Raw genomic sequence first — 11,092 nt, forward strand, 5'->3', positions numbered from 1 at the left:
ACGATGAAGAGCGCCACCCTCTGGCCGGACCACCTGCTCCCCGACCACCAGGTCCCGCCGCCGTGGCCGGGGCGGGAGGTCCGCCTCGACGGCCTGGTCACGTACGTGCGGGACACCCCGGCCACCGCCGCGGGCGCGGAACCGGCGTTGTACGTGCACGGGTTGGGCGGGTCGTCCCAGAACTGGACCGACCTGGCCGGGCTGCTCGCCGACCGGCTGGACGGCCAGGCCATCGACCTGCCCGGCTTCGGTCGTAGCGAGCCGGGTCCCCGCTACACCATTCCGGCCTTCGCTGATCTCGTCGTCCGCTGGATCGAGCACTCCGGCCGGGGGCCGGTGCACCTGTTCGGCAACTCGCTGGGCGGTGCGGTCGCGGTCCAGGTCGCCGGGCTCCGGCCGGACCTGGTCCGTACCCTCACCCTGATCTCGCCGGCCCTGCCGTTTCTCGACTTCCGCCGCTCGTTGCAGGGGCGGATGTTGCCGGTGCTCGCCATTCCGCGCGGTGAGCGGCTGGTTGCCCGGCACCTCACCCAGCTCGCTCCCGAGGTGATGGCGCAGCAGGTGCTGGAGGCCTGCGTCGCCGACCTGAGCCGGATCTGCGACCAGCGCCGGGCCGAGGCGCTGGAGGAGATCCGGGTCCGGTACGAGGCGGAGCACTACGCCGCCGCGTACGTCCGCACGTTCCGTGGACTGGTCTCCAGCTTCCTGCGGGCGTACCTGCCGGGGCCGGGGTCGCTGTGGCGACTCGCCGGGGCGGTACGCGCACCGACCCTGGTGGTGGGCGGCCGACAGGATCGTCTGGTCGACGTACGGGTCGCGCCGCAGACCGCCCGGATCATCCCGGACAGCCGGTTGATGATGCTCGACGGCGTCGGTCATGTGGCGCAGTTGGAGGTCCCCCGCCTGGTCGCCCGGGCGGTGGTCGGCCTGCTCACCGAAACGGGGGACACCACCGGGCGGTCCGATCTGGCAGGCTGACGTGGATGCCCAGCTCAGCCCGCTCCTTCATACGCCGTCGGCGGCGCTTCGCACTGCTCGCCCAGCTGGTGGCGGTGGTGGTGGCGATCGGCGCGGCGGTGACCGTGATCGCCGAGGGGTCGGGTGGGAGCCCCGCTGCCGACCGGTTGGCCGCCGACACGGTCGCCACGCCGGCGCCGCTGGTCGCCGCGCCGCTGCCGCAGTCGGTCGGCCCGTCGCCCTCCGCCGCGGTCGTGTCCCCGTCCCCGGTGCTGCGGGTGCCCGGCCCGGTCCCGAGTGCCGGCACCGGGACCTTCGACTACGACGCCCGCTCCGGCCCGGTGCTGGGTCGCGCGGGTGAGCTGCGGCGTTACCGGGTCGCGGTGGAGTCGGGCAGCAACGAGGCCGTCGCGGACTTCGCGCAGGCGGTCCAGGTGGCGCTGGCCGGGCCGGGCAGTTGGGTGGACAGCGGCAGCCTTCGGCTGCAACAGGTGCCGGGGGGCGCGCCGCGCGACTTCACCGTCTACCTGGCCACCGCCCGCACGGCGGGTCAGATGTGCGCCAGGGGTGGGGTGGACATCCGGGTCGACGGTCGGCCGTACACGTCCTGCCGCGCGCCCGGTCAGGTGATCATCAACCTGGATCGGTGGCGGCTGTCCGTGCCGCACCTCGTCTCGGCCCGCGTGCCGCTCGACGTGTACCGGACGTACGTGGTCAACCACGAGGTCGGTCACCAGCTCGGGCACCGGCACGAGCGTTGCCCGGGTGCGGGTCGGCCCGCACCGGTGATGATGCAGCAGACGCTCTTCCTCAACGGGTGCCGGGTCAACCCGTGGCCGTACCTCGACGGGCGCCGCTACGCGGGCCCGGCCCTCTGAGCGAGCGGCGATCGTCCGTACACCATCAGGCGTCTTGCGTTAATAGCGGCAAAAACGGAGAAATGCCCGAATAATCTGGCAGGCTCGACATCATGACGCCGTCGTCCCCTTACGGCCCGCCCTCGCCGCCGCCCGACCAGCCGGCGTACGAGGGCGCGCGTCCCACGCTCGTCCGGATGCACCGGCGGCGTCGCCGCACCCTGCTGCTGGGCGCGCTCGTCCTCGCCGTCGCCATCGGGGTGACGCTGAACCGGGGTGGTGACCCGCCAACCGAGCCTCCCATCACCATCACCCAGGGCGAGATGGGCCACGGCGGTGGAGGGCTCGCGCACCCGACGCCCACCAGCTACCCCTCGGTCGGAGCGGGACGCTTCACGGTGGCCGACGGTGAGACGGCCGTGCGGGGTACGGACGGGCCGCTGCGTCGCTACCGGGTGGTGGTGGAGCGTGGCGCCGGCCAGGACGCCGACGCGTTCGCCGCCAAGGTGGACGAGGTGCTGACCGACAAACGCAGTTGGATCGCCTCCGACGAACTGCGGGTGCAACGGGTGGCCGACGCCGGGGCGGCGGACTTCACCATCTACCTGGCCACCCCTGTCACGTCCGAGCGGATGTGCGCCGAGGGCGGGTTGACCACCGAGCGCTACACGTCCTGCCGCCTGCCCGGCCGGGTCGTCATCAACCTGGCCCGCTGGATGGAGGCGGTCCCCGACTACGGTGCCCCGCTGGACACCTACCGCACCTACGTGATCAACCACGAGGTGGGCCACGAGTTCGGCGAGGAACACGAGGCATGCCCCGGCCCGGGGGAGCCCGCCCCGGTGATGCAGCAGCAGACGTACGGCCTGCACGGCTGCGTCGCCAACGCCTGGCCGTACCTCGACGGACGTCGCTACGCGGGTGACATCGTCCCCTGATCGACCGGGTCGTCGGTTATTCCCGCTCCCGCATCGCGGACCACGTGTCGTCCCTCATGGCCGAGCGGGGCTCCCGCGAGCGACAATGGCGCGGTTCACACCGCCGATCCCGGGGAGTCCACCGTGTCGTTGCCCCCGCTCGTCGAGCCCGCCGCCGAGCTGACCGTTGACGAGATCCGCCGCTACTCACGCCATCTGATCATCCCGGATGTCGGGGTGACCGGGCAGAAGCGGCTGAAGAACGCCCGGGTGCTCTGCGTCGGCGCGGGCGGCCTCGGGTCGCCCGCCCTCATGTATCTTGCCGCGGCCGGGGTCGGCACGCTCGGCATCATCGATTTCGACACCGTCGACGAGTCCAACCTCCAGCGTCAGATCATCCACGGTGTGTCCGACATCGGCCGGTCCAAGGCCGAGTCCGCCGCCGCGTCGATCCGCGAGATCAACCCCCTGGTCCAGGTGGAGATCCACAACACCGCACTCGACCGGGAGAACGTCCGGGAGATCTTCGCCCAGTACGACCTGATCGTCGACGGCACCGACAACTTCGCCACCCGCTACATGGTCAACGACGCGGCGGTGCTGCTCGGCAAACCGTACGTCTGGGGCTCGATCTACCGTTTCGACGGTCAGGCGTCGGTGTTCTGGGCCGAGCACGGCCCCTGCTACCGCTGCCTCTACCCGGAGCCGCCGCCGCCCGGCATGGTCCCGTCCTGCGCCGAGGGCGGCGTGCTCGGCGTGCTCTGCGCCTCGATCGGCTCCATCCAGGTGAACGAGGCGATCAAGCTGCTGACCGGCATCGGTGAGCCGCTCGTCGGCCGGCTGATGGTCTACGACGCCCTGGAGATGGAATACCGCAAGATCAAGGTCCGGAAGGACCCGAACTGCGCGCTCTGCGGCGACAACCCCACGGTCACCGACCTGCTGGAAGACTACGAGGACTTCTGCGGCGCGGTCTCCGAGGAGGCCCAGGAAGCGACGCTCGACGCGACCATCACCGCGCTGGAGCTCAAGGAATGGCAGGACGCCGGCAAGGACATCTTCCTGGTCGACGTACGGGAGCCGGCCGAGTACGAGATCGTCCGCATCCCCGGTTCCACGCTGATCCCCAAGGGCGACATCATCTCCGGCGAGGCGCTGGCGAAGCTGCCGCAGGACAGGCAGATCGTGCTGCACTGCAAGTCCGGCGTCCGCTCGGCGGAGGCGCTCGCCGCTGTCAAGGCGGCCGGTTTCAAGGACGCCGTGCACGTACAGGGCGGCGTGCTCTCCTGGATCAAGCAGATCGACCCGTCGCTACCCGCGTACTGACCGACGGCCGCCGGGGTGGCGCACACCGCGCCGCCCCGGCTGGTCCGCGTGCCGACCGCCCCGGCTGGTCCTCGTGCCCGCCGCCCCGGGCGGCTGACGAATCGACGCGGGTGACGCCGAGTAGGCCGCTGGCCGGAGCGACGCAGTCATTCCGGGCTGGCCGATTCTCCGAGGCGGCATCGCGTCTGCGCAGGTAGCGTCTCCGTCGTGGTCGACATGGAAGCCGCGATCGGGTTCGTCGTGGCGCACGGAGACGCGGTGGAGCGCGCCCGCCTCTCCTGGCTCCGCAACGGCACGGCCGTGCCCGTCGAGCTGCTGGAGATCGCCGAGGTCGGCCAGTCATCCGACGGCGGCTGGCCGGCCACCTGGGGCGGCGGGGTCGCCTCGATCGATGCCACCTGCTTCCGGCTCACCGAGCTGGACGACCTGGGCGCGCTCGGCCGTCCGGCCGCTCGCCGCGCACTGGACTGGTTGGCGTCCCGGCAGCAGGCCGACGGCGGCTGGGACGAGGATGCGTCGCTCGCCGACTCGGCTCCGGAGTGGGCCCGGCCCGGCGATCCGGAGGCTGGCTTCCTCCAGTCGGCCAACGCCGGTTTCTGGCTCACCGTCGCCGGTCTGGACGCCCGCGCCTCGGGTCCACTCGACCATCGGGTCGGCGGGGCGTACGCCGGGGTGGTGCAGGCGGCGGCCCACTCACTCGCCGCGCGGCTGCGGCCGGACGGTAGTTGGCCGTCGTTCCTGGCCGCCGGCTGGCTGAGCGCGGCGGTGCTGCACCGGCAGGACATGTTCCAGGAGTCGGCGCGGATCCAGGTGGTGCTCGCCGAACGGATGGCGAAAATGTCGCCGGGCAACGTGGCGTGGCTGGCGGCCACACTCCGCCGCGCCGGCATCGACCCACAGGAATGGATCATGGTGCGGGCGTTGCGCCGCCTGACCGAGACCCAGCGCAGCGACGGCGGCTGGGAGAGCGACGACGGCCACCAGTTCGACGTGCACGCCACGCTGTCCGTGATCCGAGCCGCCCGCCCCACCCCAAAAACCTGACCACCCCCCCGCACCCCCACCCCCGCGCCGATCTTGCAGTTTCTGTCGCCGATTCACGTGCATTGCTCCCCTTTTGTCGGGGCAGAAAGTGCAAGATCGGCGCGGGAGGGGGGAGGGACGGGCGCGGGGGGTTAGCGTAGGTGGCCTTCTCCGGTTACTACGTACTTTGTGCTGGTTAGCTCGGGTAGGCCCATTGGGCCACGGGCGTGCAGTTTCTGGGTGGAGATGCCGATCTCCGCGCCGAACCCGAACTCGCCGCCGTCGGTGAAGCGGGTCGAGGCGTTCACCATCACCGCGGCCGAGTCCACCCGCGCGACGAATTCGCGGGCCGCGCTCGCCGAGTCGGTGAGGATGGCCTCGGTGTGCCCGGTGCCGAAGCGGCGGATGTGCGCGACAGCCGCGTCCAGCGAGTCGACCACCGCGACCGAGATGTCGGCGGACAGGTATTCGGTGGCGAAGTCCTCCTCGGTGGCCGGGACCACGGCGGGGGAGTACGCGGCGACCTCGGGGGAGCCGTGCACGGTCACCCCGGCCTCGGCGAACGCGGCGAGCATCGGCGGTAGGAACGCGTCGGCGACGCCCGCGTGCACCAGCAGCGACTCGGCGGTGTTGCAGGTGGACAGGCGCTGCGTCTTGGCGTTCAGCGTCACCGCGAGGGCCTTTGCCACATCTGCGGCGGCATCGACGTAGACGTGGCAGTTGCCCACCCCGGTCTCGATCACCGGCACTGTCGACTCCTCGACCACGGTGCGGATCAGGGACGCGCCACCGCGCGGGATGAGCACGTCGACAAGCCCCCGGGCGCGCATCAGCTCCTTGACGGAGTCGCGGGAGCTGGCGTCGAGCAGTTGCACCGCGTCGGCCGGGAGCCCGGCGTCGGTGATCGCGTCGCGCAGCACCGTGACCAGCGCGGCGTTGGAGTGCGCGGCCGAGGACGACCCGCGCAGCAGCGCCGCGTTGCCGGACTTCAGGCAGATCCCGGCGGCGTCGACCGTCACGTTCGGCCGCGCCTCGTAGATGATGCCGACCACCCCGAACGGCACCCGGATCTGGCGCAGCTCCAGCCCGTTGGGCAGGGTGGAACCGCGGACCACCTCGCCGACCGGGTCGGGCAGCGCGGCCATCTGGCGCAGCGCGTCGGCGATGCCGGCCACCCGCGCCGCGTCGAGGGCGAGCCGGTCCAGCACGGCCGCGCTCAGCCCGGCCTCCCGGCCGGCCGCCAGGTCCGTCTCGTTCGCGGCCAGGATCTCCGGGGTACGCGCCACCAGCGCATCGGCCATCGCCGCCAGCGCGGCGTCCTTCACCGTACGGGTGGCGGTGGCCAGGTCGGCTGCGGCGTCCCGGGCCCGTCGCGCCTGCTCGCTCACGCTCATGCCGGCACTCCACTGCGCCCCGCGCCGCCCGCAGGCACCACCGCACCGAGTTGATGATCCGCTCGCTGGCGCTCACTCATGGCTCACTCCTCACAGCAGGACGAGGTCGTCGCGGTGGACGACCTCTCGTTCGTACGCCGGGCCCAGGGCCGCGGCGAGTTCGGAGGTGGACCGGCCGAGCAGCCCCGGCAACTCCACCGCGTCGTAGTTGACAAGCCCACGGGCCACCGACGCGCCGGCGTTGTCGACCAGGTCCACCGGGTCGCCCGCCGTGAAGGTGCCGTCGACGGCGGTGATGCCGGCCGGCAGCAGCGACTTGCGCCGCCCGACGACGGCGGCCACCGCGCCCGGGTCGAGGTGCAGCCGCCCCCGGGGGGAGGTGGCGTGCGCCAGCCAGAACAGCCGGGCCGTCGGGCGTTGCCGCTGCGGATGGAACAGGGTGCCGACCGGGTCACCGGCCAGCGCCCGCGTGGCCAGGTCGGCGGCGGTGAGCACCACCGGGATGCCGAAGCCGGTGGCGATCCGGGCGGCCTCGACCTTGGTCACCATGCCGCCGGTGCCGACGCCGGACCGGCCGGCCCCGCCGATGGTGATCCCGGCGAGGTCCGTCTCGTCACGCACCTCGGTGATCCGGGTCGAGTGCGGTTTGGCGGGGTCGCCGGTCCAGAGCGCGTCCACGTCGGAGAGGAGCACCAGCAGGTCGGCGTGCACAAGCGCGGCCACCAGGGCGGCCAGCCGGTCGTTGTCGCCGAATCGGATCTCCTGGGTGGCGACCGTGTCGTTCTCGTTGACGATCGGCACCGCACCCAGGTCGAGCAGCTTGCGCAGCGTCCGGTACGCGTTGCGGTAGTGCGCCCGTCGGGTCACGTCGTCGACGGTGAGCAGCACCTGCCCGACGGTGCGGCCGTGCCGGGCGAAGCTGGCCGCGTACCGGCCAATCAGGAGGCCCTGCCCGACGCTGGCGGCGGCCTGCTGGGTGGCCAGGTCGCGCGGACGTCGGGGCAGCCCGAGCGGGGCGAGGCCGGCGGCGATCGCGCCGGAGGAGACCAACACCACCTCGCGTCCCTCGCCGGTCAGCCGGCCGAGGGTGTCGACGAGCGTGTCGACGCGCTCGTCCGCCAGCCCGCCGGTGGCGGTGGTCAACGAGGAGGATCCGATCTTGACGACGACCCGCCGGGCCGTCGTGACTGCGTCGCGCACCCGCCCATTCTGCGTGGTCACGGGCGCACCGCCCGGCGGCGTTCCCATATGGTGGCGGATTGTGACTCCTGACGAGTATGTCGAGGCGGTGCTCGACCTGGTCGAGCGGATCCCAGAGGGCCGGGTGATGTCCTACGGCGCGGTGGCCGACGCGCTCGCCGAGCGCTCGGGTCGCGCCTCGGCGCGGCTGGTGGGCAACATCATGGCCCGGCACGGCGGCTCGGTGCCCTGGCACCGGGTGGTGACCTCCGCCGGCCGGCTGCCGCCCGGGCACGAGCGGGAGGCACGGGCCCGCCTGCGCGCCGAGGGGGCGCCACTGCGCGGCGAGGGCGTGGACATCGCGGCGGCCGGTTGGTCGCCGCAGGAGGGGATGTGACCTCCACCGCAACGTGAGTAATATTCGGCCCCATGAAAACGCCGCCGGGCACCGGCTCGCTGCCTCGACGGGTGCACGCCGGCTATGCGCTCGGCTCCCTGGCCACCGGTGCGTTCGGCACCGTGCCCGGTCTGCTGCTGCTGCCCTACCTGACCGACACGCTCGGTGTGGCCGCCGGGCTGGCCGCCCTGCTGGTGCTGCTCCCCAAGGCGTGGGACGTGCTGGTCAACCCGGTCGCCGGGCGGATCTCCGACCGCACCCGGTCGCCCTGGGGTGCCCGTCGGCCGTATCTGCTCGTCGGCGGCCTCGCGCTCGCCGTCCTGTTCGCGTCGATCTTCGCGGCGCCGTTCGGCAACGGCTCGGCCGCCGCCGCGTACGTGGCGTTCGCCTTCCTGCTCACCGCCACCGCGTTCGCCTTCTTCCAGGTGCCGTACGTGGCGATGCCGGCGGAGCTGACCGACGACTACGCCGAACGCACCCGGTTGATGACCTGGCGAATCGCGGTGCTGGCGCTGGCCATCCTGGTCTCCGGCGCGATTGCTCCGCTGGTGGTGACCGCCGGTGGCGACGGCGTGGCCGGGCACCGGTGGATGGGGCTGTTCGTGGCGGTGCTGATCGCCCTCGGTGCCCTCGGCGCGTTCCTCGGCACCCGGTCCGCGCCCACCGGCACGGCGGGCGACAGCGAGCCGACCCTGCGCGCCCAACTCGCCGTGGCCGGCGCCAACCGCCCGTTCCGGGCGCTGCTGATCTGCTTCGTGGTGCAGTCCGCCGGGGTGGCGACGATCCTGGCCGGGGTCAACTACTTCGCGGCGCAGATCCTGCGCGACGAGCAGAGCGGGCCGACCCTGCTCTTCGTCTGCTTCGTCGGCCCGGCACTGCTGGTGATGCCGCTCTGGACCCGGGTCGGTGCCCGGCTGGGCAAGCGCACCGCGCTGGTGATCGGCTCGCTGCTCCTCGCCGCCGGTGCGCTGGCCCTGGTCGCCGCGCCGGTGCTGCCCCCGGTCGCGGTCTACCTGGTGGTGGCGGTGATCGGCGTCGGGTACGCCGGACAGCAGGTCTTCGCGCTGGCGATGCTGCCGGACTGCATCGCGTACGACACGGCACGCACCGGTCGACGGCAGGCGGGTGTCTTCACCGGCCTGTGGACCGCCGGTGAGACCCTCGGCCTGGCGCTCGGGCCGGGCATCTACGGGCTGATGCTCCAGCTCGGCGGCTACGTCTCCTCCGACACCGGTACGGCAGCCGCCCAGTCCGACACGGCGAGACTCGGCGTCCTCCTCGGCTTCACGCTGATCCCGGCGCTCCTGGTAGCCCCACCCGTCCTCCTTCTGCGCCACTACACCCTGACCCCCGACACCCCGGCCGCCCCGAAGGACGACCGGGTCGAGCACGGAGCTGTGCCGGGGAAAAAAGCCGTTGAGCGTCACGAGAAGGGCACCATAACTCCATGATCGACGAGAGCAGGGTCTTGCCTTCCGGGGTTGCCGCTGACGTCGCACTCTCCGAGGTTCGACAGTTGCGCGCCGGGGACCGGCCGACGCACGGGGGGCAACTGTTCGCGTACGTCTACGACTCGGCGGTGTCCGGGCTGGACGAGTTGGCAGCCGCCGCCCACCGGGAGAGCGCGCACGTCAACGGGCTGGACCCGACCGCCTTCCCCTCGCTGCTGGCCATGGAGAACGCGCTCGTCGCCGCCGCCGGCCGAGTGCTCGGCGCCGGCCCGGGGACCACCGCCCCGGACGTCGTCGGCAGTGTCACCAGCGGCGGCACCGAGTCGCTGATCCTCGCCGTCAAGACGGCCCGGGACGCGCACCCGGAGATCACCGCACCCCGGTTGGTGGTGCCGTCGACCGCGCACGCGGCGTTCGCCAAGGCGGCGCACTACCTGCGGGTGGCGCTGGACGTCGTGCCGGTGTCCCCGGACACGCTGCGCCCCGACCCGGCCGCGATGGCGGCCGCGATCCGCCCGGAGACGGTGCTTGTCGCGTGCTCCGCGCCGTCGTACGCGCACGGCGTGGTGGACCCGGTCGCCGAGATCGCCGCCGTGGCGGCCGACGCCGGGGTGCGCTGCCACGTGGACGCGTGCTTCGGCGGCTGGACCCTGCCCTACCTGCGCCGACTCGGCGAGCCGGTGCCGGCGTTCGACTTCGCGGTCGGCGGGGTCACGTCCATCTCGGTGGACCTGCACAAGTACGCGTACGCGCCGAAGGGGGTGTCGGTGCTGCTGCACCGTGACGCCCAACTGCGCGCCCCGCAGTACTTCGCGTTCGCGGACTGGCCCGGCTACACGATGATCAACCCGGTGATCGCGTCCACCCGGTCGGGCGGGCCGATCGCCGCCGCGTACGCGACAGTCCGGCACCTCGGCGACGACGGCTACCTGCGACTGGCCGCCCTCACCCGGGACGCGGTCGCCGGCCTGGCCGACGCGGTCCGGGCGGTCGACGGGCTGCGGCTGATGGCCGAGCCCGAGTCCACGGTGGTCTGCTTCACCGCCACCGAGGGCGGCCCCGACCTGTTCGTCCTGGTCGACGAGCTGACCGCGCGTGGCTGGCACACCCAACCCCAACTGTCGTACGCCGGCCTGCCGGCCAGCGTGCACCTCACCGTGACCGCCTCGGTCGCGCCCCGGGTGGCCGAGTTCGGGCCGGACCTGGCCGCCGCGGTGGCCGCCGCGCGCACGGCCGGTCCGGTGCTCCTCCCGCCGGAGCTGGTGGCGTTGGCGACGTCGCTGACACCGGACGCGCTCACGCCGGAACTGGTCGCCGGACTCGCCGGTGGGCTCGGGCTCGGTGGTGGGGACGCCCCGACGCCGGACCGGATGGCGCTGGTGAACACACTGCTGGACGCCGCACCGCCGGCGCTGCGGGAGCGGCTGCTCGTCGAGTTCGTCGGGCTGCTGCAACGTCCCACCTGGTGACCGGAGCCCGGCCGCGGGGGGGGGGCCCCCGGGGGGGGGGGGGGCGGGGCCGCCGGGGGGGGGGGGGGTTAAATAATAAGAACAAGATATTGGGGGGGTGTTGTTGGGGCGGGGGGCGGACC

At 72.8% G+C, this 11,092-nt stretch carries 10 protein-coding genes; 8 read left to right on the top strand and 2 right to left on the bottom strand.

What is annotated here, in order from left to right:
* The first annotated feature begins 3 nt into the window (after positions 1-3).
* From ACGFIW_RS15450 to ACGFIW_RS15470, 5 genes are all read left to right on the top strand, one after another.
* A complete protein-coding gene (locus tag ACGFIW_RS15450; protein ID WP_393315151.1) occupies positions 4-978 on the top strand; it encodes an alpha/beta fold hydrolase in 975 nt (324 codons plus the stop codon).
* A gap of 5 nt (positions 979-983) precedes the next feature.
* A complete protein-coding gene (locus tag ACGFIW_RS15455; protein ID WP_393315154.1) occupies positions 984-1,835 on the top strand; it encodes a DUF3152 domain-containing protein in 852 nt (283 codons plus the stop codon).
* Positions 1,836-1,927: 92 nt separating this feature from the next.
* Positions 1,928-2,752, top strand: coding sequence for a DUF3152 domain-containing protein (locus tag ACGFIW_RS15460; protein ID WP_393315157.1), 825 nt, complete (start codon positions 1,928-1,930; stop codon positions 2,750-2,752).
* Positions 2,753-2,875: 123 nt separating this feature from the next.
* Positions 2,876-4,057: an adenylyltransferase/sulfurtransferase MoeZ gene (gene moeZ / locus ACGFIW_RS15465; RefSeq protein ID WP_393315160.1), complete on the top strand. Its 1,182-nt coding sequence runs from the start codon at positions 2,876-2,878 to the stop codon at positions 4,055-4,057.
* Between the two features lie 216 nt (positions 4,058-4,273).
* Complete coding sequence (locus ACGFIW_RS15470) at positions 4,274-5,101, top strand: prenyltransferase/squalene oxidase repeat-containing protein (protein WP_393315321.1); 828 nt, start codon at positions 4,274-4,276, stop codon at positions 5,099-5,101.
* Between the two features lie 131 nt (positions 5,102-5,232).
* On the opposite strand, the gene ACGFIW_RS15475 is transcribed toward ACGFIW_RS15470, so the two are convergent.
* Both ACGFIW_RS15475 and proB read right to left on the bottom strand, forming a co-directional pair.
* Positions 5,233-6,474, bottom strand: a complete 1,242-nt coding sequence (locus tag ACGFIW_RS15475) for a glutamate-5-semialdehyde dehydrogenase (RefSeq protein WP_393315163.1) — start codon at positions 6,472-6,474, stop codon at positions 5,233-5,235.
* Between the two features lie 90 nt (positions 6,475-6,564).
* Entirely contained in the window at positions 6,565-7,722 is a 1,158-nt protein-coding gene (gene proB / locus ACGFIW_RS15480) for a glutamate 5-kinase (protein WP_393315166.1), read from the bottom strand.
* Positions 7,723-7,735: 13 nt separating this feature from the next.
* On the opposite strand from proB, the gene ACGFIW_RS15485 reads away from it, so the two are divergent.
* The 3 genes from ACGFIW_RS15485 to ACGFIW_RS15495 are packed head-to-tail and all read left to right on the top strand — an operon-like array spanning position 7,736 to position 10,970.
* Positions 7,736-8,050 carry an MGMT family protein gene (locus tag ACGFIW_RS15485; RefSeq protein ID WP_393315169.1) on the top strand — a complete coding sequence of 105 codons (315 nt, stop codon included), beginning with the start codon at positions 7,736-7,738 and terminating at the stop codon, positions 8,048-8,050.
* 32 nt (positions 8,051-8,082) lie between these two features.
* Positions 8,083-9,501, top strand: a complete 1,419-nt coding sequence (locus ACGFIW_RS15490) for an MFS transporter (RefSeq protein WP_393315172.1) — start codon at positions 8,083-8,085, stop codon at positions 9,499-9,501.
* Positions 9,498-10,970: a pyridoxal phosphate-dependent decarboxylase family protein gene (locus ACGFIW_RS15495; RefSeq protein WP_393315175.1), complete on the top strand. Its 1,473-nt coding sequence runs from the start codon at positions 9,498-9,500 to the stop codon at positions 10,968-10,970. Before ACGFIW_RS15490 ends, ACGFIW_RS15495 begins: the two co-directional genes overlap by 4 nt.
* Positions 10,971-11,092 lie beyond the last annotated feature (122 nt).

The sequence above is a fragment of the Micromonospora sp. NPDC048935 genome, assembly GCF_043197875.1.
Taxonomy (GTDB): Bacteria; Actinomycetota; Actinomycetes; order Mycobacteriales; family Micromonosporaceae; genus Micromonospora.